Below are 22,937 nucleotides of genomic sequence, written 5' to 3' on the forward strand. Positions count from 1 at the left end.
AGGCTAAAGGGGCCACTATGACTCGCACTACCGCCGATGGTCGCAAGACCGCTCCGGCTTTCCTCGCGCTTGCCGCGGTCGGCTTCATAGCTTCGGCGCCGGCGCATGCCACGCACGCCGCGGATCCGGTGGCGGGTGAGGATGCTGCGGTTCAGCAGCGCGACGATGTCGTTATCGAAGGCGAGCGTGTCCGCGAGCGCGAGAATCCCAAGGCGACCCAGCCGCTGATCAATACGCCTCGCTCGGTCGTGCTGATCTCCGAAGATGTGATCAGGGACACCGGTTCGGCGACGTTCGTCGATGCGCTGCGTACCGTTCCGGGCATCACGTTCGGCGCGGCCGAGGGCGGCAACCCGATCGGCGACCGGCCGTTCATCCGCGGCTATGACACCCAGGGCTCGACCTTCCTCGATGGCGTCCGCGATATCGGCGGGCAGAGCCGCGAAGTCTTCGCCGTCGAGCAGATCGAGGTCGTTCGCGGCAGCGACAGCACGACCGGCGGCCGTGGTTCCGCTGGCGGCGCGATCAACATTATCTCCAAGCTGCCTCGTGGTCGGACCTTTGCGAGCGCAGCACTGAGCTATGGTACCGACGACTATAAGCGCGTCACGCTGGACGCGAATTACCGGGTGAGCGAGCTGATCGCAGTTCGCCTGAACGCGGTCTATCACGATCAGGACGTCGCCGGGCGCGACTTCCTGTACAATGAGCGCTGGGGCGTGGCGCCGTCGATCACGATCGGCGTCGACAGCCCGACCCAGCTCACTGCGAGCTTCTATCATCTCGAAACCGACGAACTGCCCGACAGCGGCTTTCCCTATCGCTACATCGCCTCGGCAAGCGTCAACAACGCGCCGGGCACCGGGCTGGTGATCTCCGAGCCCGCGATCGGCGATTTCACCACAGCCGGTGGGGTGAAGGGCTATATCGACCCGGACAATTTCTATGGTCTGGTCAATCGCGATTTCCGCAAGACCAAGGTCGATCAGGCGATGCTGCGTGCGCAGCACGACTTCGGCGGCGTGACGCTTCGCAACACCGCGCGCTACTCGCGGACGGAGCAATCCTATATCTACACCCAGCCCGACGACAGTCAGGCCAATGCGTTCGGTATCCCGTCCGGCGGCCGCAATGTCGGGACGCTGCCCAGCGGGCGCTTCAACGACTATACCGGCGGTGGCCGCGTCTGGCGCCGCGCCAATTCGCGCTATGGCACGGTCGAGTCGGTCATCAACCAGCTCGACCTGTTCGGAAAGTTCGAAACCGGTCCGCTGAAGCACAATTTTGCGGTCGGTGGCGAGCTGTCATGGGACCGCGCGGCGCGCGGCACCTTCGTCTCGCAGGGCGGAGCGGCGATCAACACCGGCACCAACAATGCGACCACGGGCGGCCGCTGCGGCACCGCACCGGGGGCGGCGCCCTATAACTGCGCGGACCTGTTCAATCCCAATCCGCGCGATCCCTGGTTCAATCTGATCGGCGGGGTGGCGACGCCGATCGTACGCAGCGCGCCCGAGACGCAGACGATCCAGCATGGCGAGACCAAGGCGCTTTATGCGTTCGACAGCATCGAGTTCGGTCCGGCGATTCTTAATCTCGGCGTGCGCTACGACGATTTCCGCTCGCGCGTCCGCCTGCCCGTCGCGGCTGGCATCCGGCCCGAAGTGACGCGTCAGGACGGCGTGTGGAACTATCAGGCCGGTCTGGTGATCAAGCCGACCGCCAATACCAGCCTCTATGGCTCGTTCGCGACGGCTTCGACCCCGCCTAACAGCCTGATGGGCGAAGGGCAGGAGGGCAATGCGCTGCCGACCACCGGCACGCTGCAGGCCGCGGCCGATGCGCTCGCGGTCGAGAACACCAAGTCCTATGAACTCGGTGCCAAGGCGCAGCTGTTCGGCGGGCGGCTGGCCCTGAGTGCAGCTGTGTTCCGTACCGAAACCGACAACGCCCGCGTCACCAGCGACCAGAACACGATCGCCTTCATCGGCAAGCGCCGCGTCGACGGGGTCGAACTGAGCATCAACGGGCAGATCCTGCCCGGCTGGCAGGTGTTTGGCGGATACACCTATCTCGACGCAACGGTGGTCGATGGCGGGTTCACCGCCTTCACCCTGCCTGCGGGCGGTGGCGTCGCGGCGCGCACGGTGCAGCAGCCGTCGGTCAATACCGGCCGGCGCTTCCCGAACACGCCCGAGCATGCGGCCACGCTGTGGACAACGGTCAATATGACGCCGCGCTTCACGATTGGTGGTGGCGCCTATTATCAGGGCCGCGTCTATGGCGGCTATGCCGACAACCGCTACGTCAGTGGCACCGGAGCCGCGGCGGTGGTCGTTCCGGCGACGGTCGTGGTTGCCCGGTCGGTGCCCGGCTACACCCGCTTCGACGCGACGGCGAGCTATCGCTTCACCGACAAGCTGGAGCTGCGGGTCAACGTTCAGAACCTGACCGACAAGCGCTACTTCGCAACCGCCTACTCGTCTCACTACGCCCAGATCGCGCCGGGCCGGTCGGCCTTTGCGACGCTGACGATCAAATACTGAACCGAATAAGGGGGAGGAGCGGGTGGCGGTCCACCTGTCCCCCGGACCGTTGCCCGCTCCAACCCCCGCGGCTAGTCAAGTGCCATGATGATCGCGATTCCCGAATTGCTGGACACCGAGACGGTGGCGAAGGTGCGGGCGATCATCGATGGGACCGAATGGGTCGACGGTAACGTCACCTCCGGCCACCAGTCGGCACTGGCCAAGAAGAACGAGCAGCTGCCGGAGGGAAGCCCGGCGGCGCTTGAGGCCGGGGGCATCATCCTTGATGCCCTCGGCCGTTCGCCGTTGTTCTTCGCAGCAGCGTTGCCGCTCAAGGTCTTCCCGCCGCTGTTCAACCGCTATGGCGAAGGGCAGAATTTCGGCACGCATGTCGACAATGCGATCCGCATCAAGCGAGGCAGCGAGTTCCGCATCCGCAGTGACCTGTCGGTCACCGTCTTTCTCGAAGATCCCGCCGCCTATGACGGCGGCGAGCTGGTGGTCGAGGATCATTTCGGCGCGCAGCGGGTGAAATTGCCCGCCGGGCATGCGGTGGTCTATCCCTCGTCCAGCCTGCACCATGTGACTCCCGTGACGCGCGGCGTGCGCGTGGCGAGCTTCTTCTGGCTTCAGTCCATGGTTCGCGACGACGGCGCGCGGCGCATCCTGTTCGATCTCGACCAGAATGTGCAGCGGCTGAGCGGCCAGCTTGGCGGGGACGATCGCAGCGTGATCGAACTGACCGGGGTGTATCACAATCTGCTGAGGCGGTGGGCGGACGCCTAAGCGAGCATCGCGGCGAGTGTTGGCGACAGGCGTTCGCCGCCCTCGCGGATCAATATATGCGCTGACAAGTCTTCGCGCTCCGCCAGCGCCATAGCCGCGTCCGGCCCCAGCATTATCAGCGCGCTCGCCCAGGCGTCGGCCTGCGCGCAGTCACGGTGGAGAACGGTTACGCTGGCGACACCGTTGACCACCGGACGGGCAGTGTGCGGATCGATGGTGTGCGCGTAGGTGGTGCCACCCGCCACGAAGGCCCGGCGATAGTCCCCAGAGGTCGCGATGGCGAGGCCGTGCAGGGCGGTGCGCAGGGGCGGAATCAAGAGGCCCGGTGGCGCCTCGATATCGACCCACCAGGGCTGCCCGTCAGGCTGGATGCCTTCGGCCAGCAACTCGCCGCCGATCTCAACGAGAAAGTCGAGACAGCCCAGCGCGCGCAGCCGGGCGGCGACCGCATCGACAGCATAGCCCTTGGCGATGCCCGAGAGATCGAGCCGGACGGGGCGGGTGAGCCGGAGGCGCAGGAGCAGGGCATCGAAGTCGATCGCATCGTAGCCGCACAGGGCGCGGGCGGCTTTCACCTCTGCTTCGCTGGGCAGGCCCTTGCGCGGGCCGGGTGGACCGAAGCCCCACAGGTCGACGGCTGCGCCCATTGCCGGATCGAAGGCGCCGCCCGAGCGCCGGGCGATGTCGAGCGCGATCTGCATCACCTGCGCGAATTCGGGATCGATGCGGTGCCAGCTGCCGGGGGCGGAATCATTGATGCGGCTGAGCTGCGACGTCGGTTCCCAATGGCTCATCTGGGCAATGACGGTGGCGAGCACCGCTTCGATTGCTGCCTGAACGCCGACGGGCGGAGCGACGATCTTCGCCGACCAGCTGGTGCCCATCGTCTCACCGTCGAACGCCTCTACAACGGCATTCGCCCGCCGCCTGTGGAAGGCGGCGGGCGATAGCGTTTTCGGGATGATGATCCGCGGTTGGAGGGTCAGGGCGCCATCACCTCAAGCGTTGTCACATAGCTCGCGCGGCGAGCGCCCGGAGCTGGCGGTGCGCCTTCCTCGCCGCCGGCGGGGCGCGGGGTGGTGACGTTGATCCAGTACATGCCGGGATCGCCCCACTTCACCACGACCTTGCCGTCGGCGCCGGTCTTGAGGTCCTGCTGGTTGAGCTGGTTGCGGTAGCGGATGCCGCCGGGGATGACGGTGACGGGCAGGCCCGCGGCGGGTTTGCCGTCGAGCAGGAACTGGAAGGTTGCTGGTTCGCCCGAAACGAGGTCGTTGGGGTGGGTGACCGGGACCAGTTCGATGCCCTTGCCGGTCGGCTTGAACACGATGGAGGTCGGCTCCCCCGCGGTCACGAAGATCTCGTTGCGGTTGCTGCTCTCGCTCGTCTTCACGTCGGTCGCGCCCGCGGGGATGGCGGCAGCGAGGTTGGCGGTGGTGGTGCCGCGGGGCAGGCGCTTCTCTTCGCCATTGAGCTTGTACGTGCCCATGACGCCGTCGATCGCGTAAAAGATCTTGTAGGTGCCGCGCTTGCCGATCTGCACGTCGAAAGTGCTGCGGTAGCGGCCGGTGGCCTTGTTTTTGACCTCACCCGGCGTGCCATCGGGCAGCAGCACGCTGACATCGGCGCGCATCGGCTGATGCTCGAAATAGAAGAGGTCGTTGGAGACCGCGGCATCGACCGTGACCCAGACGTCGTCGCCTTCGCCCGAGACGACGGTCATCGACGGGAGCATCCATTGGCGGTGCGCCTGGACGGCGGCGGGAACGGTGATTGCGACGCCGGCGGCGGCGATCAGGACATGACGGAGCTTGATCATCTGAATTCCCCCTTGGTTCAGCGCTTGACGGTCAAGGTGACGGCGCCCAGCTCGGACGTGCCGACGGCGCGGGCGGTGCCGCCCTTGGGCAGCGAGAAGGGCAGGCGGAGCAGCTCGCGACCGCCGACTTCGCGCGCTGCTTCGACCACCAGCGTGTAGTTGCCGGGGGCGAGCTGTGGCTTGAAGCTCAGCTTGTGCGTGCCGGGTGCCTTGGTCGCGCCGGTAACGCCTGCCGCCGGGAACTTCATCGTGCGGCCCGAGACGCGCCACCACTGGCGGATATCACGCAGCCACTTGGTGCCTTCATTCGCCTTCATGTCGTCGTCGTAGAAGACGGCGAGGGTCTTGGCGGGCGCGCCCTCCTTCTCAAGCCAGATCGCGACATAAGGGCGGTGATACTCCGCGACGGTGAGCCGCGGGATGGTGAGCGTGACGTCGAGCGTCTGCGCCGCGGCCATGCCCGGCGCGAACAGGCCCGCGCCGATCGCGGTGGCGGTCAATCCGGTGATGCGAAGCTGCATAACGGCGTTCCCCTAGTGAATGAAATAGATGGCCAGGATGGCAGGAATGATCAGGCCCGCGGCGACCAGCGGCCAGGTGCTGGGCCGGTGGCGTGCGTGGAGCTGGAGCAGGACGAGCCCGGTGAGCGAAAAGATCACGCAGGCGACGACGAAGATGTCGATGAACCACTTCCACACAATGCCGGCATTGCGGCCCTTGTGCAGATCATTGAGCCAGGCGATCCAGCCGCGGCTGGTGCTTTCGTTGGTCACCGCGCCGGTTTCGCGATCGATCGCGACCCAGCCATCGCCGCCGGGGCGGGGGAGGGCGAGGTAGATCTCGCCCGACGACCATTCCGCCTCACCTGTAGCGCGGGCGACGGGGAGGTTGGTCTGAACCCAGTCGGCGACAGGCGCGGGCAGGGGCTTCTTCGCGTCCGGGGCATCGTCGGGCTTGATGCTGGTGAGCAGCGGCGCGGGAAGCTGCGCCTTCTTCTCGACCGTGATCGGCGATCCTTCGATCTCGGCGGCGTGGTTGAGCGTGAAGCCGGTGATCGCGAACAGCAGCAGGCCCACGAGACTGATCGCCGAGCTGACCCAGTGCCAGGTGTGAAGCTGCTTCAGCCAGAAGGTCTTCCGGCTTTTCTTGCGAGGGGCCGGTTTGGTGGCGGTGCCGTGCATCGGGCGAGGCTGTTCCAATTGCGAGTCGTTCGCGGCTTAGCGAGAACGATTCGCAATTACAACGTGTGGTGATGCTCAGAGCTGAAAGCCCCTCCCCATGAGGGGGAGGGGCTGGATGGTCAGCGGCCCAGCAGGACGCGTGCCTGTCCGGCGATCTGAGCCAGCATCGCGGCGTTGGGCGATGATGCCTTGCGCGCACGGCTCACCAGCGCGGCGAACTGCGCGACGCGCGGACCGTGATCGGCAAGCCAGGCATCGACTGCTGCGCGCGGATCCTGACCCTCGGTACGGGCGAGGAATTCGAGGCGCAGCTGCTGGAAGTCGCGCGCAAGGCCTGCAATCAGCAGGCGCTCCCACGGATCTCCGGCGACGATGCGCGCCGCGACCGCCTGAGCCCAGTCGAGGCCGAGTTCCTGGCCGAGATGGGTGAAGGCGTGGGTCAGCTCGGTCTCGTCGATGCCGCGGCGCTGGCCGAGATCGGCGAGGCCAACCGCGCCGTCGAGCTCGAAGATGCGGACGATCTTGACGACCAGGTCATGCGGCGCACCTGCCTCCTCCAGCTTTGCGGCGATGCGGCCGGACTGGGCGCGTGCCTCGTCCTTGAGCAGCTTCTTGGTCTGGCGGTCGAGACCGGCGATGCCGGGCTTGAGGCGCGCGATCAGTTCGCCCGGTCCTTCGTCGGGGCGAGCGACGCGGAGCAGATCCGCGATCTGCGAGCGGGTGGCCACCGCGACTTCGTCGAGCAAGGCAAGACGCGCCTGTTCGCTGATCGCGGCGGTCTCAATTGCTTCCCAGATGGCGGGGAGGCCGAACAGGCGCTCGGCGACCACGAACATCGCGGCGATGTCACGCAGCGAAGCGCCTTCCTCTTCGGCCAGCTCGAACGGGTGGAGCACGCCGAGCCGATTGACGATGCGGTTGGCGAGCTTGGTCGCAACGATCTCACCGCGCAGGCGATGCTCTTCGATCGGCTTCTTGAACTTCTTCTGCATTGCCGACGGGAAGGCGGCGATGAGATCGGGTTCAAGCTCGGGATCGAGGCCAAGGCTGCCATCCTCGATCGCGTCCTGCAGCGCGAGCTTCGAGGTCGCGAGCAGCACCGCGAGTTCGGGCCGGGTCAGGCCGCGGCCTTCCTGCGCACGACGCAGGAAATCCTCGTTCGAGCCGAGCCCTTCGACCGCGCGGTCGAGGCGGCCAGCGGCTTCAAGGATCTCGATCACGCGCACGAAGCTCGGCACCGAGACCGTGCCGTCGTTTTCGAGGAACGACAGCGCGAGCGTCTGGAGGCGGTTATCCTCCAGCACCAGATGCGCGACATCGTCGGTCATGCTGGCGAGCAGCGTGTTGCGATCGTCGATCTGGAGGCGGCCCTCGATCACCTCGCGGTTGAGCGCGATCTTGATGTTCACCTCGTTATCCGAGCAATCGACACCAGCGGAGTTGTCGATGAAGTCGGTGTTGAGACGGCCACCGCGCAGCGAGAAGGCGATGCGCGCCGCCTGCGTCACGCCGAGGTTCGCACCTTCGCCGATGGCGCGTGCGCGCATGTCCTCGGCGTTGACGCGAATGCGGTCATTGGCGGGATCGCCGACTTCGACATGTGCCTCGGACGCCGCCTTCACATAGGTGCCGATGCCGCCGAACCAGATGAGGTCGACCGGCGCTTTGAGGATCAGCGAGATCAGCGCGCCCGGCTCAATCTCCTCGACGTCGATGCCAAGCACTTCGCGGATCTGCGGGCTGAGCCGGATCACCTTCTCGGTCCGCGCGAACACGCCGCCGCCCTTGGAGATCAGGGTCGGATCGTAATCCGCCCAGCTCGATCGGGGCAGCGCGAACATGCGGTCGCGTTCCACCCAGCTCGCGGCGGGATCGGGATCGGGATCGAGGAAGATGTGGCGGTGGTCGAACGCCGCGACCAGCTTGATCGCTTTCGACAACAGCATGCCATTGCCGAACACGTCGCCCGACATGTCGCCGCAGCCGGCGACGCGGATGCTCTGCGTCTGGACGTCAGTGCCCATCTCAAGGAAGTGACGCTGGACGCTGACCCAGGCGCCGCGGGCGGTGATGCCCATCGCCTTGTGGTCGTAGCCGACCGAGCCGCCGCTGGCGAAGGCGTCGCCCAGCCAGAAATTGCGCTCGATGGCAATCGCGTTGGCGACGTCGGAGAAGGTCGCGGTGCCCTTGTCGGCGGCGACGACGAAATAGGGATCTTCGCCGTCATGGATCGCGACGCTGTCCGGATGGATGATCTTGCCCGCGACGATGTTGTCGGTGATCGACAGCAGCGAGCGGATGAAGATGCGGTAGCTTTCCTTGCCCTCTTCGAACCATGCATCGCGGTCGACGAGCGGGGAAGGAAGCTGCTTGGGATAGAAGCCGCCCTTGGCCCCGGTTGGGACGATGACGGCGTTCTTGACCCGCTGTGCCTTCATCAACCCGAGGATCTCGGTGCGGAAATCGTCGCGCCGGTCGGACCAGCGCAGCCCGCCACGCGCGACCGGGCCGGCGCGCAGGTGGATGCCCTCGACCCGCGGCGAATAGACCCAGATCTCGCGCCAGGGGAGCGGGGCCGGGAGCCCCGGAACCTGGGCGCTGTCGAGCTTGAAGGCGAGCGCTTCGGCTGCTGCCGGAGCGAAGGCGTTGGTCCGCAAGGTCGCGCGAATGACGCCAGCGATGGCGCGCAGGATGCGGTCGTCGTCGATCGCGCTGACCGCGTCGAGGCCCGCGGCGATGGCGGCGTCGGCAGCCTTGACTGCGTCTGCGCTGCCCTTGGTTCGCGCGGGATCGTGCGCGGCGGCGAACCGCTCGACCAGCGCGGTGGCGACCGCGGGGGCACGGCGCAGTGCTTCGACCACGGTGACGAGGCCGTAAGAGAGGCCAGTCTGGCGCAGATAGCGGAACCAGGCGCGCAGCAGGACCACGGAAGCGGGCGCGATGCCGGATTCGACGATCAGCCGGTTGAACGCGTCATTCTCCGCGCGCCCTTCGAGCACCGCCGCGATGGCGTCCTCGATCGTCGCGATCTCGCCCTTGAGCTTCGCTTCACCGGTCAGCGCAACCTCGAAGTCATGGATATAGGCGCCGGTCTCGCCGGGGAGGGCGGTGGGAAGCTCCTCGATCACGCGGAAGCCGAAATTCTCGAACACCGGCACGGCATCCGACAAGGGCAGCGCTCCGCCGAGGCGATAGAGCTTGATGCGCAGCTTGCCCGCCTGCTCGAAGAAACGGACCGAGCGCGCATCGGCATCGGCGAGACCGGCGATGCGGACGATGTCGCGTGCGGCTTCCTCGGGCCCGCTATTGTTGCGGTAGCCAAGCGGGAAGGCGGGGGCATAGCGCAGCGCGAGGCGCGCAGCGCGCGCGGCGGCAAGGCCGTCCTCCGCTAGTGCGCTTTCGACGGCGGGCAGCCAGCCGCGGACCATCCGCTCAAGCTCCGCATCGAGAACGGCGGCGTCGGGCATCCGGCCGTCGCCGCGCAGGTCGAGCGTGTAGCGCAGCAACGCGACCGGCCCGTCCTCAAGCGCGATCGACCAGCTGATCTGCGTGGCATTGGCGGCGCGTTCGAACATTTCGCCGATGGCGACGCGGCGGCCGGTCGAGACGTCGTCGCGCGGCAGCCACACGAACGCGAAAAGATGGCGGCCGAGCGCGCTGCGGATCAGCACCAGTTTCGAGCGCGGACGGTCGGTCACCGACATGGCGGTGAGAGCGATCTGCTCGAGCGCCTCCTGCGGGAAAGCGATGGTGAGATCGTGCGGGAGGCCGGTCAGGGCGTGCGCCAGCGCCTTGCCGGTATGGCCGCGCGGATCGAAGCCGAACTTGGTCTCAAGCGCGGTGAGGCGGGCGCGCAGCACCGGAACCTCGTCGGGCGTCGAATGGAGCGACGCGCTGGTCCACAGGCCGGCATGGATCGACAGGCCGGTGACTTTGCCGCCGTCGCGCAGCGGCACCAGCACCAGATCGAGCGGCGCGCGGCGATGGACGGTCGAGATCGAATTGGACTTGAGCAGCAGCGGCGGCTGGCCGCCCTTCTCGAACCATTCGACCGCGAGCGTGCGCGAAGCGTCGGCAAGCAGCGGCGTATCGAGCTTCATGCGGCAGATACCCGCGGCATCGGTGACGCTGCCATCGACATGCCAGATTTCGTGGCCGACCAAAGTCATGCTGCCACCCTGGAACCAGCGCAGCAGCGACGCACCCTCGGGATCGCCGACGCGGTTGGCGTCGTCGCTCATCGCGCGGCGCAGTTCGGGCCAGTCGGTGACTGCGGCGCGGACATGACCAAGGTTACGTTCGAGATCGCGGACGAGGCCGGTGCGGTCGCGCGCGTCGGCGCGCTCCAGCTCCATATAGACCATCGATTCGCGCGAACCTCCCGCGCCGATGCCGGTGAGGGCGCCATCGCCCGTACGCTCGACGGCGATAACGGGGTGGATCACGCGGCGGATTGCGATGTCGTGGGCGGCGATGGTGGCAGAGATGGAGTCGACGAGGAAGGGCATGTCGTCATTGACGACGGCAAGGCGCATGGTGCGGTTATCTTCGCCAAGGCCAGTTTCGAGCGCGATGCCAGGCGTGCCCGGCGCGCGAGTCGCGGCGGCCTCCGCGACAAAGTGGGCGGCAGCGGCGCGTTCGGCATCGCCGAACCCCTCAAGCTCTCCCGGCAGGGCTCCATCGGTAAGACGCGCTTGCAGCGCATCGGCGAGCGTCTTGATCGGCTTGCTCATGCTCGCGGGCTATGCGCCGGGATTCGGCGCGGCTCAAGGCTTGCTGCACCGCAACGTGACAATTGTGACGAAGTTGCGATGCCAGCGTTGACATACGACACAAAGCTGCGCCGTGCGCGCTGACACGCACAGTCCTTGTCGCAATGTCACGGGAATCGGGGGCGGATCAGGCCGCGGCTTTGCGCACCATGCGTTCGGCGAACGCCTGATCGCCATCCACCTTCGCCAGAATGTCGAGCATTCCGTCACTTCCGGCGCGGGCGAGCAGCACGACGAACTCCGAGTCGCCGGCTTCGATCTCGACATGCGCAAGCGGCGGGCGGCTGCGCAGTTCTTCGGCTGCGCGCGCGTAGACATCTGGCCTGGGTGCAGGTTTGCGCAGCGCGCGCTCTGCCTTGACGATCGCCTTGATCCCGCCCGGCTCGGCGGTGAGAAAGGCGTCGAGTCCGCCCTCGGCCACATCGTTGCGCCGGGCATTGCTCATCACCGCAGCGAATTCGGTGAGACGCGTCTTGTCATAGTCTGGGCCGAAGACGAGCTTGGCGGCCGCGGTCATCGGCGCACGCGCTTGCACGGTGATCGATGCGTCGGCGAGCAGCTCTGCATAGTCGGCCTCGTCCGCCTCGGCCGCGCGCACGAAATCATAGGCGCGGGAGAGCGCGCGGTAGAGCGAGGCGTGGCTGCGCGTGTCGGCGGCACGTGCGATCGCGGCGCTTTCGCGCGCGAGCGTCAGCCGGCCCGCGAGTGTGTCGGGCGTGGCGGCGACGTCGTCGTGGGGGACGGCGGGTTCAGGCTCTTCGTCGGCGATCGGTGCGCTGGGACCATCGGCCCAGACCGGCGCTGCGGCCGCGGGCAGCGGCGCGGCGCGGCGCGCTTCCTCGACCTCGCGTTCGAGTCGCGCCTGCGTCTCGGCGTCGACCATCTCCTTCCAGTTGATGACGCCGTAGATGAAGTCGATCGTATCGTCGTCGGAGGAGTAGGGCATCAGGATGCCGCGATAGAGTGTGTTGTGTCCGCGCTGACCGACGAATTCGGCCTCGAAGCCGATCGGCGCGCGATTGGCGATGATCTGGAGATAATGGTCGGTCAGGCGCGAAAGCAGCGAACGGCTGGGAACTTCGCCGACGTGCGTGATCAGGCTGGTGACGCCGCATTCCTCGCGCAGCGATGCGCCGAGATAGCGAATCGCGGGATTCTCGATCCCGCCGCTGAAATCGAGCAGCACGCTGTGCGGGCCGAAATCGGCGATGCTCTCCGGATCGAGATCCTCGATCGACGGATGCGCGCGCCCGCGCAGCAGCGACACCCAATGATTGTATGCGCGGACATGCATCCGGCGCTCATCGGTGCCGATTTCAAGCTGATTCCGGCCGCCGTCCGAATCGCCGACGCCATTGTCGTCGTGGCCAGTTTGGTGGCGGTCTTCGAGTCCGCGGGTATCCATGCGCATGCTCCACAGAGGGACAAAGCCCTCGAACATGCCGAGTCTGCGCATGGCATGGTAAATCTTGTGTAAAGATGCGCAGGGTTTTCGGCGCGCATTTGCAACGCCTGTCAGCGCTTGTCAGCCATCGAAGAGGCTGGTAAGCGCCGCCACCTTCCACCGGCGGTTCCGCCGGCAGGGCCGCTTTAGCTCAGTTGGTAGAGCATCGCATTCGTAATGCGGGGGTCACAGGTTCAAGTCCTGTAAGCGGCACCATCCATAAACGCGCAGAAATTAGCCATTCTTTGGCGTGCCCTTGGCTCGCGCGGCGCCAAAATTGACGATCTTGGTATCGCGCTGGTATCGCAGATGCGCGGTGGTGAGCTTCGCCATTTCTGACCAGTAATCCTCGACCGCCGCGATGAAGTCGGAGAGATACTCGGGGCGCAGGTGGCGATAATGGCGCTTGTTCGTCGAATCGCCCGAGTGCCCCGCGGCCGTATCGATTTGCGCCTCGGGCACGCCGCGGCGATGCAACTCGGTCGAGCAGGTGTGGCGCAGCGTGTTCGGCGAACCGATGCCGATCAGCTTCGGCCGTGGCGCCGTCTCGCCAAGCTTGCGGCGGGCGGGAAGCCAAATGGGCTCGCCGCGTTCGTCGAGGGCGTGATCGCGCAGGCCGGCCGCGAGCAGCGTCCGCTCGAAGGCATTCTTGATGCTGTCGGTCGGGAGCATCTCATGCACCCACGCGCCGTTCGCGTCGAAGCGGCCCCGCTTCCACTGGATCAGGCGGCCGGTGCGGCCCTCCAGCCATTGAGCGAGGGTCGGTCCCACCTTGATGATCGATCGCCGCTTCTTCGTCTGCGCCCGGCCGGGCGCGTTCCAATAGATTAAGCCGTCCTGGTACTGGACGTCGAGATTGCAGCCGAGCACCGCCTCAACGCGGGCGTGCGTGCTGAGCATGGTGATCGCGAATAGATGGATGTGCTCGCGCTCGGGCACCGCCAGCGCCGCCTCGAGGATCGCGGCGACCTGCCCCATCGTATAGACGAGATCCTTCGGCTCCGGCTTGCCATGGACGTCGGGCACGAACGGCGCCGACGGGATCAGGTTGGTCTTCCAAGCCCAGTTGAGCGGCTGGCGCAGCGCTGCGGTGTCGCGGCTGATCGTCGCGGCGCTGACGCCGTGCGCGCGGCGCCAAGTGTGGAAGCGGCTCACCAGCGCGGTGTTGATGTCCGCGACCGTCGGCTGGCCTGTGAGCCGCCCGGCGCGGCGCTCTTCGGCAAAGAACGTCTGCCAGTGTTTCACGCCGTTGGAATAGCGTGTGGGGTCGGACAGGTTCGGGATCGCGTGCTTGAGCAGCCAATCCGCCATCAAGTTTTCGACATAGGTTGCGTCGATCGGCTGCTCGACCGGCTTCTGCGATTCTAGATAGTGGGTGGCGAGGGCGTCCTCGGCCGCCTGCGGCGGCCGGCCATCTCGACCGCCACCGATGCCCGTCGAGAGGCGGCGTGTCCGACGCTCTGCGCCTGATCCTCCGTCATCGTACCAGCAGATGCACCAGTCGTCGCGGTCGCGGCGGTGCCACAACCAGAACGGGCCGAGCTGGACGCGGCCGGTATCGGGTCCGGGTGATCGTCTTGCCATTGTGAAACGAGCTCCTTCGTGCGCTCCGCCTGCATCTGCGTCCAGCATGGATGCGCCATGATCGCGCGTGTCAACTCCGCGGACAACTTCGCCCGTGTCCCATTTCGACTCGATTTTTCGATGATCGACGTGATTTCCACGAAAGGGGTGGCGTTCATGGCGCTCCTGCCTCCTTCTCCTCAACTGCCGCGATCGCAGCATCGCGGGCTTGGCGATACGCGGCCGGGTCAGCGCGGAGGTTTCGATAGGTGTCAAAGACAGCGTGGTTGAGCGCCTTGGGGACGCGTCGCCAATGCGGCCAGCACATGAGCTGGTGAGGCTTTGTACGGCGGGTGCATCCGCGCACCGGGCATGGATTGCCACTGGTCATCGGTCGAACCTCCCGCCGGCCTGTTCACGCTGGAATCGGCGCAGCGTCTCGCCCGGCGTCTCGCCCGGTTTCATCCGCGCGCTGGTGCCGGTCACGCCGCCCTTCCACGATCCGCGCTGATTGCCGACCTCTTCGTGGAACGAGATTGCGATCTCCTCTTCCATGCGGCGTCGCGTGACGATGCCGAGCACGCGATAGGTGTCGTGTCGCCGTTCGCGGCGCAGGGTGGTCGGTACGTGCTGCGCCTTGCCGCTCGGCTGGCACATATAGTGGAAGGTGTAGCTTTCCTCCCAAGGCGCCGGGCCCATCTCCGCGACCTGTTCGGGGGCATGCCAGTCGCGAGGCATGCGGTCATGGTCCTGCCATTCGCCGGCGGCGTCCAAGTATTCCCGGCGATAGTCACCCCGGCGCCGGTTCCAGCCCCAGGGCAAGCCGAACGAGGTCCGCCGGCGGCCCCATCCGAGGGTGCCATAGCCGGTCAGCCCGCCCCAATCGCGGCCGAAGCGGAAGCTGCCACCCCACTCGGGACCGTCGAACTCATAGCTTTCGTCGTTGCGGCGCGAGAGCCGGATGAACGCCTGCACGCCCGGCACCGCGATCTGCAGGTGGCCGCGCCGGATGGTCAGGGCGAAGAGCGTCGAGCCGAAGCTGATCTCGCCCCAGCGAGTGCGGAAGCTGCACTCGCGCATGTAGGCGCCGCGCGGCACCCCAAGCAGGCGGAGATACCAAGGCACCTTCCGATCGACCCATGGCGCGCGCGCAACATGCTCGGCGTCATTGAAGCGCTGGCGCTCGGGCTGCGCGCCCTGCCATTCCTCTTCTGACCATGGTTTGTTCCACACTTCGTATTTGCGCAGGGTCATGGGGTTGAGGTCGGACCAATCGCCGCGGAACTGGATTGCACGATCGTCGATGGTGAGGAACGCCGGTGGCTTCTCGTGTGCGAAGGAAAGCTCGGGCCGGTCGGGCCGCGGCATGCGCGGGGCCGCGTATTCCTCCCACTGGCGGTCGAGCCATGCGCTCATGGCGCTGACGCCATCCGGCGTCTTCGAGCGCGACGAATAGATCGTGAGCGTGAACAGGGCGGCCGCCCTGCGCGCCCAATCCCAAAAGCCCGCGGTCGCGTGGCCGTAGATCGCGCCGTCCTGCCAGCCGCGGTCGTAGCTGTGGATGACGCCGTCGAAGTCGATGCAGAGGATAGGCTTGTCGGTCATGGGGAACTCCTAGGTCGGGGGTTTATCGGGGTCGGCTGTCGATGCGGCGGTCGGGCGCCTGGCCGGCGACGAACCAGAAGCGGGCGCGGTCGGTGGCGTTGAGGCGGTCGCAATGCGCCTGGAGCTGATCGGCGGCCGCCTTCGTGCCGCTCACCATCGCCGCGCCGATCTGCCCTGCGAGCTCAATGATCTCGCAAGCACGGGGCATGAACGGCTTGGTCGAGGCCCACCGCTCGACAGCGGGTTCCAGCAGCGAGATCGGCACGTCGGCGAGATCCTGGGTAAGCAGCCGGATCGCGTGGGCGTGCGCCTCAAGATCCGCTTGGGCGGACGGGCGGTAGCGGAAGCCGAGCTCACCCACCACGCGCCCCACGGCCGGCGGCACGCGCCTCTTCGGCTTCTGCGGCAACGGCGGCGCGGTAGAGGTCGACGGAAGGGTCAGGGCGCGTTCCACGAAGTCCGCGATCGGCCGGGGTTTGTCGTTTGGGGGCATTGCGGCGCTCCAAGGCTGCGGTGATCCATGCAATCGGGTCGGAAGGGTTCTCGACCTGGGCGGCGGCGAGGGCGTCGAGCACGGCGCCGTCGGTGAAGTCCTTGCGCCACCGGCCGAGCATCGAGCGTGCCTTGGGGTCGGACTGTCCGGCTGCGATGAGCAGGGGGACACCGGACGCGAAGACGGCGGCGCGAAGGTCGGCGGGTTGCGGAGGGGGTGGGGGAGCAGGCGGCGCCCCGGCGCCGGATGCGGTAGCATCCGAACTTTCTGTATCTGCTTCTGTCTCTGGGGGCGTTGCGCGACGCTGATGCAACGTTGCATCGCCGTTGCGCTTGTTCTCCCGGTGCTTTCGAGACCGCTCGGTGCTGTTGTCGCTCTCGTACTGGCGTTTCGACCATGCGACGATGCGATCGTCGGTGGTCAGGCCAAGCTCGGCGAAGGCGGCGAGGATCGCTTGCGCGACGTCGAGCGGCTCGGCGAGGATGACCGCGAGGCGGCGCGGCGTGGTCACGAATCGTCCCGCGTCCCGCGTTCCGCAGGCGCTTTCCATGATCGCGTGCCAGGACGTGACCGCAACCGAACGCGACGTGCCGGCGATCATCGCCGCCTCGCCGAGCTTGGGATCGGTGACCGTCCCTTCATAGGCGCGATACCAGCGGGTCACTCGGAAGGTTCTTCCCCGAGAAAGCCGTCAAGTGCTTCGATCATCGGCCGAAGGCGCTGCGCTAGGCCGGAGAGGCCATTGTAGGTCTTGGCGACGCCCAAGCGATGCACGGTGGCAACCGCGCGCGCGAAGTCCGTGTTGTAGAACAGGCCCCCAACTTCGGCTGGAGACAGGCCGCAAGCCTCGCAAATAGCGTTGAACTTGCCCTCGGCCGCTTCGGCGCGTTCCTTCAACCGATCGGTGCGCCAATGGACCTCGCGTTCAACACGCGCATCGATCGCTGCGCGTTCATCGACCATCGCCTTGTCGATTGCATTCTTGACGAGCGAGCGAGCATGTTCGTCCGAACGACGGAGCAGAGCCGCGAGGAACTCCGGCGATATGGGGGGCAAGTTCTCGCGCGGCGGGGCCGCGCGCACGATGCGCAACCCGTTCGCCTGGACTTCATAGAGCCCCCAATTCTCGGGCAGCTCGCCATCCTTGACGATGCCGGGGGGCGTGACGATCCACCAGTATCGGCAATAGCGTGCGATCGCCTCGGCCTTCTCGGGCTTCCGAAGCTCGCCAAGCCAATCTTGCCGGCTCACCTTGATCTCGAACCCATGCAAGGCCAGCCCCCGGGATGGCCACAGTCCCATCGCGATCGCGTCCGCCCATCGCCGAGCGCGGCCGCCGGTGGCATCGCCGACCTCGAAGAACAGGGCGTATTCGGGCGCGCCGAACTTCTTCGACAGCGCTTTGCGCACGTCCTCGGCCCTCAGCATCCCCGCGCCTCCCATTCGAGCGCCGCTTGGTGCTGATCGACCGCGAGCGCGAGGCGCGCCGGCGCAACCCAAATCGTCTTGGCGGAGAGGGTGAAGGTCTCGCCGAGCTCGGCGAGCAAGATCGCTTCACCGATAACGCTACCGACTTTCGCCGCGCTCTTGCTCGGGACGCCGTTGCCGATCCATTCGCGCTTTTCCGCGTCGCTCTTGCTGTCAAGCTCGAAGGACATCCGCGCATGCCAGCCGTCGGCGTCGCAGTAGAACACCTCTTCGGGGTCGATCAGCGATTGGAGCGCGCTTAGGTCGAGCGTTGTGAAGGGCCGGTGCCAGGTGCCGTCGAGCGCAATGATGCGCGCGATGACGCGATCGTCCGGCCCTGGTAGGGCTTCGAGCGGCTCGGGCGCGGCCTGGCGAGGGTCCGCCACCGACCACGGGCCGTTGCTGTTCTTGGCGAAAGCTGGAATTGCGCCGGAATGCTCGCGCCAGTCGACGACGCCATAGTGGCCCTGCGAGGCATATGCCTCGCGGCCGTCGGCGTTGAGACAGGCTGGCCGCGGGTCCGCGACCGAAAGTGCGCCGCCGGCGACGTGCCGAGCGGCGGTCACTGACTTCGCCGGGTCGTCGAACGATGCAACGCTCAAGATGTTCTGATGTGTACCGGGTCCGTAGCCGGTGCGAGGTTCAGCGACGGCTGATGCCCCGTTCTCGCGCCCGGCGATGACTGCTCGGCTCGGCTGGCCCGCCCATTCTTCGACGCGATGCTTGCCGTGCAGCCTGGCTGGATCGGCTCCGCCTCGAGGATCAGCAACCGCGAACGCGCCGTCGCCGGTGGTCGATGCGCCTATGACGGCGCGGCTCTGCCCCTCCCAAGGGGTGATCTTGTATTTCGTCGTCGTGTAATCCTTGTCGCCCATGCGCGGGTCAGCGACGCATGCGCCTCCGGCCGGGCCGCCAGGACCTGCAACCGCGGGCGCCGCCTGATCGAAAGGAACGATGCGGAAGATGTTGTTGAAGCGAGGCTTGCCGGGAATGCGAGGGTCACTGACGGCATAGGGGCCGGTGCCGACGCTGACGTCGCCCTTCACGCAGGCGGCTGGCTTGTCCCATGCGCGCACGCCGAGCTGGACGCTCTTCGGGTGGCCATCGACGCGCGGGTCGGCGACTGAGTAGGGGCCGCCACCCGGTGTCGATTGCCCGCTGACCGCGATGCTATTCTCGTCCCAAGGCGTGACGCCGTACTGCTGATAGGTTTGGTTGTTCTGCACCGGTCGCGGGTCCGCGACGCTGTGCGCGCCGTTCGTGCATCCGCTCCTGCCCGCGACGGTGCCGGTGGGCTCTCGCCAGTCGCGAACCCCGAGCACGTCGGCATTCCATCCGGCATCCTGCGGGCGAGGGTCCGCCACGCTGTGACGGCCGTGCAGCGGCGAGCGCTGATTTCCGATGATGGTGCCGGCCGTGTCTTCCCATCGCAGCACGCCGAGCGCGTCATCGCGCAGCGCTTGGTCGGGGACGATGCCATAGTCGCGCAGCACGCCATCGACGACGGCGAGATCGTTGAGCGCGCGCCAGTCGCGGCCGGCCGGGACCAGCGCCAGGCGCAGCCACGTCTTCCACTGGAGCATGGGGACGCGGTGCATGATGCCGGCGGCCGGATCGCCGGGGAGCGGGAGCTTGCCGATAACCTCGCCCACGCCGCGCAGCCGCTTCTTCTCGGGCTCGTAGATGAAGTTCGGGATGATCTCGCGCTGTCGTGCGATCAGCAGCATGCGCTTGCGGCTCTGCGCCAGCCCGCCGAGCACGCCGCAATCGTGGACGGTTTCGGCGACGTTGTAGCTGTAGGACCGCAGGATGGCTGCGATCTGATCGAGCAGGAAGCGGCCGCGTGTCAGAATCCGCGGCACGTTCTCGAACAGGATGACCGGGATCGGCCCGTCCTTGAACGCCTCGCAAATCAGCCACACACCGCGAACGGTGAGGCCGTTGAGGGCCTGGTACTTGTCGGTGCCCGACTGCTTCGAAGAGAGCAGGCCGGAGAAACCCTTGCATGGCGCCGAGAGGAAGATGACGTCCGGCCGGGTGCCGTCCGCCTGGGTCAGCGCTGCGCGGACGTCCGCCGGCGTCGCCTCGCGCCATTCGGCGGGCGGCTCGTGCCCGTGGAAATCGATGTACTGCTCGCGGCTGAACAGGTCCATGACGGTGCCGGGGGTGCCGGTCACGCGCTGGAAATTGCGGATCGCGCCCGCGTCGACGTCGATCCCGCCGGTGCAGACGAATTTCGCGACGACGTTGCCGACGCGCGCCTTCGCCATGTTGAAGCCCTTGGCGCCCATGCCGATGCCGCAGAAGACGTGCGCGTGGCGGATGATCCGCTCGCTCGTGGTGAAACCGGTGAGAGCCGCCATTAGGAGCGCCCTCCCGACCAAGGCTTGCAAGGCGCAGATTCGTGCAGGAACACGGGGGCGCCCGCGGCGAACACGGCTCGCGGATCGATCTCGCGCAAATCGGTAGAGATGGGTGCCCCCGCTTTAGCCGCGTTCCAGCGGCTCTCATCGATGTCGAAGGGCGCGCGATGCGAAGTTCGCACGGTGACCTTGCCCGGCCGGCCGGACTGTTGCCCGGCGCGCCGCAGCTTGAGGGTGTGGCCCGGGGCGAGGGTGACGACGCGGTACTCGGCCATCACGCTTCGCACCCTCGACCGATGGTCTCACCGTTCTCGCCACCCGTGAAATCGCGCCAGTTGACCCATCCGCGGCCGTCGGGGCACCAAAAGCCCCATTCGCGCTCTTTCGGCCCGGTGGTGAAGAGCGAGATGCAGCGCCCGCCGTCTGGGACGATCAGCCGGTGCGTGTCGGTCGCCTTGCGCATGACGCATGATCCGGGGCCGCGCCAAAGGCGATCGACCTCAATCCACGGCTGGATCGGATCGTAGATGACCTCGAAGTAGCCGCCCGCAATGACGTAGCTCGAATTGGGCCAAGGATGGTCATGCCCGGCGCGATCGTCATCGCTGCGCGGGATCTCATGCAAGTAGGTGTTGCTCGCGTAGTTGCGAGGCACAATCCACCAGCGGCGGAGATACGGGTTCTTGAGCTCGCCGATGACGAAGTCCGGACCGCGCATCATGATGCGTTCCGCCCAAGCGTCCATCTCGGCGAGGCTGGCGTATTCGAGGTTCATCAGAAAGGCACCTCATCGGTGAGGAAGCGCTCGGTGAGCATCTTCTGTGCGCAGACGGTGTATGTCGGCTGGAGGACGAAGAATTCGCGGCCGGGGTGGGCCTTCGCCAAGCGCTCGGCCTCCCTCTCCGCATGCAATGCATCGGGGTGCCGGAACCGCGGAGGCTGATCCCCAGACGGCGACCAGACCACAAAGAACGGCGGCCCCCTCATGACTGAAACACCGGCTTGCCGAGCGACGAGCCCGGCGCATGGCCACGGGCGGGCAGCTCGAACGGCTCGACGGGCGGGAGCGGCGGTGGCGGATCGACGTGCTGGCGCGCAGCGCGGAGCGCGCACTCCCACTTGCGGCTCGTCATAGCCATATCCGCCATGGCGCGCTCCGCCGCTTCCGCGTCGCCCTTGCAAATGGCGAGGGCGAGCTTGCCCTCATCGGTGTAGAGGATCGCGTGCATCGCTAGGCTCCTGTCAGGCGTTCATCGGCATCAGCACGAGCGACAGCGCGCCCGGCGGATTGCTGGTGAGCAGGGTTGCCCCGCGCGGACCGGTCATGCCGAAGCGGACGGTGTCGACGTCGAGCGCCTGGAGAGCGTCGCGCAGGAAGCGGAGGTTGAAGCCGATCTCAAACGGGTCCTTCCCTCCGTACTCGCAGGGGGCTTCGTCGACGGCGTCGCCATGCTCTTGCGAGCGCACCGTGAAGGACAGGGTGTCGGCATCGAAGCGAAGGAGGGCGGCGCGTACCTTGTCGCTCGTCGCCACCAACACGCGCCCCGTCGCCTGAACCGCGTCGTCGCGATCGACGACAGCCTCGATTGCCGCATCGGTGGGGATAGTGCGCGCGTAGTCGGGGAAGTTCCCTTCGATCAGCTTCGAGGTGAGGGTGAAGCCCTCGACGCTGAAAACGATCTTGCTGCTGCAGACCGCGATATCGATCTGCGCGTCGCCTCGAAGCGCCGCCGCCTTGCGAATGATGCCGACCGCCTTGGTCGGGATGATGCTGTCCGGTACGCTGGCCGCCCCTTCGGGCAGAGGCGTGATGAGCTGCGCGAGCCTATAGCCATCGGTCGTGGCGAAACGGAGGGTGTCATCGCGGACGTGCAGGAAGACACCATTGAGATAGTAGCGCACCTTTTCGGTCGAGATCGCATGTTCTACTGCGCCGAACGCCTGGTTGAGTGACTGGCCGGGCAACGCGAAGGACGCCGGGTGGCTGTTCGTGATGACCGGGAAGTCATCGGCCGGGATGACCGCGAAGCGAGTGCGCGCCCGGCCGGACTTCACCACGGCCGCGCCGGCATCGATCTCGATCGCCGTCTGGCTGCCAGTCTCGAATGCGCCGACGACAGCGAGCAACCGCTTGGCGTTGACGGTGAAGCGGGCCGGGCCGTTGGACGATTCGAGCGGCACGGCGCGGCGCACCATGATGTCGAGGTCCGAAGTGGTGAGCGTCACACCGTCGCCGTCGGCCTCGATCAGCACGTTCTGCAACACGTTGATGGTGTTGCGCGGCTCCACCGCCTCGCACACCTCGCGGAGTGCGGGCAGCAGCTTGTTGGTCTCGAAGACCAGGACCGCGGCGCCCATCACGCCATCCCCAGGGCGGCACGATAGGTTTCCAGCAGCGCGTCGCGCTCGTCGAGCTGGTGCTTCTCCATCTTGCGCAGGCGGATGACCTCGCGGATCGCCTTCGCGTCGAAGCCGGTCGACTTGGCTTCGCCATAGACATCCTTGATGTCCTCGCTGATGCCCTTCTTCTCTTCCTCGAGCCGCTCGATGCGTTCGATGAGCAGGCGGAGCTGCTCGGCGGAAATGCTATCGCTCATCGTGTCAGTCCTTCCATTCGACGTTGAAACTTGGTCTCGGCGCCGCGACGCGCGGCCGCCTGGCGCTTCGCGCGCCCGTCGCGGCGTTCGGCGAGATGCTGGTCGAGCTCGGCGCGCAGGCGGCGGGTCCGCACGCGGAACCAAAGAGCCTCGGCGAGCCGAAACAGGGTGGAGAGGCGCGCGTTCATGTGCTGGCGCCGGGCGTTGAGGGGTGGGGCGGCACGCCGGCGTTGATCTCCGCGACCGTCCGGTGATTGCGGAACGGATAGGAGCCGTCCTTCACGCGGGGGCGGAGCGCGCACGGCGCGATGCTGGTCGG

General features: G+C 66.8%; 20 protein-coding genes and 1 tRNA gene. 4 read left to right on the top strand and 17 right to left on the bottom strand.

What is annotated here, in order from left to right; genetic code table 11:
• Positions 1 to 17: 17 nt before the first annotated feature.
• Complete coding sequence (locus tag AC07NK_RS09890) at positions 18 to 2,546, top strand: TonB-dependent receptor (RefSeq protein WP_495170419.1); 2,529 nt, start codon at positions 18 to 20, stop codon at positions 2,544 to 2,546.
• Between the two features lie 84 nt (positions 2,547 to 2,630).
• Positions 2,631 to 3,314 carry a Fe2+-dependent dioxygenase gene (locus AC07NK_RS09895; protein WP_495170420.1) on the top strand — a complete coding sequence of 228 codons (684 nt, stop codon included), beginning with the start codon at positions 2,631 to 2,633 and terminating at the stop codon, positions 3,312 to 3,314.
• On the opposite strand, the gene AC07NK_RS09900 is transcribed toward AC07NK_RS09895, so the two are convergent.
• The 6 genes from AC07NK_RS09900 to AC07NK_RS09925 all read right to left on the bottom strand — a co-directional run bounded on the left by AC07NK_RS09900 (position 3,311) and on the right by AC07NK_RS09925 (position 12,491).
• Positions 3,311 to 4,198 carry an FAD:protein FMN transferase gene (locus AC07NK_RS09900; protein WP_495170421.1) on the bottom strand — a complete coding sequence of 296 codons (888 nt, stop codon included), beginning with the start codon at positions 4,196 to 4,198 and terminating at the stop codon, positions 3,311 to 3,313. The two genes, AC07NK_RS09895 and AC07NK_RS09900, sit on opposite strands and share 4 nt — an antisense overlap.
• A gap of 98 nt (positions 4,199 to 4,296) precedes the next feature.
• Positions 4,297 to 5,133, bottom strand: coding sequence for a DUF4198 domain-containing protein (locus tag AC07NK_RS09905; protein WP_495170422.1), 837 nt, complete (start codon positions 5,131 to 5,133; stop codon positions 4,297 to 4,299).
• A 17-nt stretch (positions 5,134 to 5,150) separates the two neighbouring features.
• A complete protein-coding gene (locus AC07NK_RS09910; RefSeq protein WP_495170423.1) occupies positions 5,151 to 5,654 on the bottom strand; it encodes a DUF2271 domain-containing protein in 504 nt (167 codons plus the stop codon).
• A 12-nt stretch (positions 5,655 to 5,666) separates the two neighbouring features.
• Complete coding sequence (locus AC07NK_RS09915) at positions 5,667 to 6,314, bottom strand: PepSY-associated TM helix domain-containing protein (protein WP_495171001.1); 648 nt, start codon at positions 6,312 to 6,314, stop codon at positions 5,667 to 5,669.
• Between the two features lie 119 nt (positions 6,315 to 6,433).
• A complete protein-coding gene (locus AC07NK_RS09920) occupies positions 6,434 to 11,047 on the bottom strand; it encodes an NAD-glutamate dehydrogenase (RefSeq protein ID WP_495170424.1) in 4,614 nt (1,537 codons plus the stop codon).
• A gap of 166 nt (positions 11,048 to 11,213) precedes the next feature.
• Positions 11,214 to 12,491, bottom strand: a complete 1,278-nt coding sequence (locus AC07NK_RS09925; protein ID WP_495170425.1) for a PAS domain-containing protein — start codon at positions 12,489 to 12,491, stop codon at positions 11,214 to 11,216.
• Positions 12,492 to 12,670: 179 nt separating this feature from the next.
• Between AC07NK_RS09925 and AC07NK_RS09930 the strand changes: the two genes are divergently transcribed.
• Positions 12,671 to 12,746, top strand: a tRNA-Thr gene (locus AC07NK_RS09930).
• 18 nt (positions 12,747 to 12,764) lie between these two features.
• On the opposite strand, the gene AC07NK_RS09935 is transcribed toward AC07NK_RS09930, so the two are convergent.
• The 11 genes from AC07NK_RS09935 to AC07NK_RS09985 all read right to left on the bottom strand — a co-directional run bounded on the left by AC07NK_RS09935 (position 12,765) and on the right by AC07NK_RS09985 (position 22,618).
• A complete protein-coding gene (locus AC07NK_RS09935; RefSeq protein ID WP_495170426.1) occupies positions 12,765 to 14,114 on the bottom strand; it encodes a tyrosine-type recombinase/integrase in 1,350 nt (449 codons plus the stop codon).
• 366 nt (positions 14,115 to 14,480) lie between these two features.
• Complete coding sequence (locus tag AC07NK_RS09940; protein ID WP_495170427.1) at positions 14,481 to 15,698, bottom strand: hypothetical protein; 1,218 nt, start codon at positions 15,696 to 15,698, stop codon at positions 14,481 to 14,483.
• Positions 15,699 to 15,720: 22 nt separating this feature from the next.
• Positions 15,721 to 16,059: a hypothetical protein gene (locus tag AC07NK_RS09945; RefSeq protein ID WP_495170428.1), complete on the bottom strand. Its 339-nt coding sequence runs from the start codon at positions 16,057 to 16,059 to the stop codon at positions 15,721 to 15,723.
• Entirely contained in the window at positions 16,052 to 16,855 is an 804-nt protein-coding gene (locus AC07NK_RS09950) for a hypothetical protein (RefSeq protein ID WP_495170429.1), read from the bottom strand. The genes AC07NK_RS09945 and AC07NK_RS09950 overlap by 8 nt, the downstream gene beginning before the upstream one ends.
• On the bottom strand, positions 16,852 to 17,619 hold the full coding sequence (locus AC07NK_RS09955; RefSeq protein WP_495170430.1) for a hypothetical protein: 768 nt from the start codon (positions 17,617 to 17,619) through the stop codon (positions 16,852 to 16,854). The genes AC07NK_RS09950 and AC07NK_RS09955 overlap by 4 nt, the downstream gene beginning before the upstream one ends.
• Positions 17,613 to 20,021 carry a DNA cytosine methyltransferase gene (locus AC07NK_RS09960; RefSeq protein WP_495170431.1) on the bottom strand — a complete coding sequence of 803 codons (2,409 nt, stop codon included), beginning with the start codon at positions 20,019 to 20,021 and terminating at the stop codon, positions 17,613 to 17,615. Before AC07NK_RS09960 ends, AC07NK_RS09955 begins: the two co-directional genes overlap by 7 nt.
• Positions 20,021 to 20,296, bottom strand: a complete 276-nt coding sequence (locus tag AC07NK_RS09965) for a hypothetical protein (RefSeq protein WP_495170432.1) — start codon at positions 20,294 to 20,296, stop codon at positions 20,021 to 20,023. The genes AC07NK_RS09960 and AC07NK_RS09965 overlap by 1 nt, the downstream gene beginning before the upstream one ends.
• Positions 20,296 to 20,796 carry a hypothetical protein gene (locus AC07NK_RS09970; protein ID WP_495170433.1) on the bottom strand — a complete coding sequence of 167 codons (501 nt, stop codon included), beginning with the start codon at positions 20,794 to 20,796 and terminating at the stop codon, positions 20,296 to 20,298. The genes AC07NK_RS09965 and AC07NK_RS09970 overlap by 1 nt, the downstream gene beginning before the upstream one ends.
• A gap of 208 nt (positions 20,797 to 21,004) precedes the next feature.
• Complete coding sequence (locus AC07NK_RS09975) at positions 21,005 to 21,250, bottom strand: hypothetical protein (RefSeq protein ID WP_495170434.1); 246 nt, start codon at positions 21,248 to 21,250, stop codon at positions 21,005 to 21,007.
• 13 nt (positions 21,251 to 21,263) lie between these two features.
• Positions 21,264 to 22,379 (bottom strand): DNA polymerase III subunit beta, encoded by a 1,116-nt coding sequence (gene dnaN / locus AC07NK_RS09980; protein ID WP_495170435.1) that lies wholly within the window; start codon positions 22,377 to 22,379, stop codon positions 21,264 to 21,266.
• On the bottom strand, positions 22,379 to 22,618 hold the full coding sequence (locus AC07NK_RS09985; RefSeq protein WP_495170436.1) for a DUF2312 domain-containing protein: 240 nt from the start codon (positions 22,616 to 22,618) through the stop codon (positions 22,379 to 22,381). The genes dnaN and AC07NK_RS09985 overlap by 1 nt, the downstream gene beginning before the upstream one ends.
• Before the next feature lie 23 nt (positions 22,619 to 22,641).
• Between AC07NK_RS09985 and AC07NK_RS09990 the strand changes: the two genes are divergently transcribed.
• Complete coding sequence (locus tag AC07NK_RS09990; RefSeq protein WP_495170437.1) at positions 22,642 to 22,872, top strand: hypothetical protein; 231 nt, start codon at positions 22,642 to 22,644, stop codon at positions 22,870 to 22,872.
• The last annotated feature ends 65 nt before the right edge of the window (positions 22,873 to 22,937 follow it).

This window comes from Sphingomonas sp. GW821-FHT09B04 (genome assembly GCF_059418285.1).

Coding starts and splice junctions, on each gene's coding strand:
- AC07NK_RS09890 (WP_495170419.1), top strand. CDS start 18: ATGACTCGCACTACCGCCGATGGTCGCAAGACCGCTCCGGCTTTCCTC.
- AC07NK_RS09895 (WP_495170420.1), top strand. CDS start 2,631: ATGATGATCGCGATTCCCGAATTGCTGGACACCGAGACGGTGGCGAAG.
- AC07NK_RS09900 (WP_495170421.1), bottom strand. CDS start 4,198: ATGGGCACCAGCTGGTCGGCGAAGATCGTCGCTCCGCCCGTCGGCGTT.
- AC07NK_RS09905 (WP_495170422.1), bottom strand. CDS start 5,133: ATGATCAAGCTCCGTCATGTCCTGATCGCCGCCGCCGGCGTCGCAATC.
- AC07NK_RS09910 (WP_495170423.1), bottom strand. CDS start 5,654: ATGCAGCTTCGCATCACCGGATTGACCGCCACCGCGATCGGCGCGGGC.
- AC07NK_RS09915 (WP_495171001.1), bottom strand. CDS start 6,314: ATGCACGGCACCGCCACCAAACCGGCCCCTCGCAAGAAAAGCCGGAAG.
- AC07NK_RS09920 (WP_495170424.1), bottom strand. CDS start 11,047: ATGAGCAAGCCGATCAAGACGCTCGCCGATGCGCTGCAAGCGCGTCTT.
- AC07NK_RS09925 (WP_495170425.1), bottom strand. CDS start 12,491: ATGGATACCCGCGGACTCGAAGACCGCCACCAAACTGGCCACGACGAC.
- AC07NK_RS09935 (WP_495170426.1), bottom strand. CDS start 14,114: ATGGCAAGACGATCACCCGGACCCGATACCGGCCGCGTCCAGCTCGGC.
- AC07NK_RS09940 (WP_495170427.1), bottom strand. CDS start 15,698: ATGACCGACAAGCCTATCCTCTGCATCGACTTCGACGGCGTCATCCAC.
- AC07NK_RS09955 (WP_495170430.1), bottom strand. CDS start 17,619: ATGCTGAGGGCCGAGGACGTGCGCAAAGCGCTGTCGAAGAAGTTCGGC.
- AC07NK_RS09960 (WP_495170431.1), bottom strand. CDS start 20,021: ATGGCGGCTCTCACCGGTTTCACCACGAGCGAGCGGATCATCCGCCAC.
- AC07NK_RS09965 (WP_495170432.1), bottom strand. CDS start 20,296: ATGGCCGAGTACCGCGTCGTCACCCTCGCCCCGGGCCACACCCTCAAG.
- AC07NK_RS09970 (WP_495170433.1), bottom strand. CDS start 20,796: ATGAACCTCGAATACGCCAGCCTCGCCGAGATGGACGCTTGGGCGGAA.
- AC07NK_RS09975 (WP_495170434.1), bottom strand. CDS start 21,250: ATGCACGCGATCCTCTACACCGATGAGGGCAAGCTCGCCCTCGCCATT.
- dnaN (WP_495170435.1), bottom strand. CDS start 22,379: ATGGGCGCCGCGGTCCTGGTCTTCGAGACCAACAAGCTGCTGCCCGCA.
- AC07NK_RS09985 (WP_495170436.1), bottom strand. CDS start 22,618: ATGAGCGATAGCATTTCCGCCGAGCAGCTCCGCCTGCTCATCGAACGC.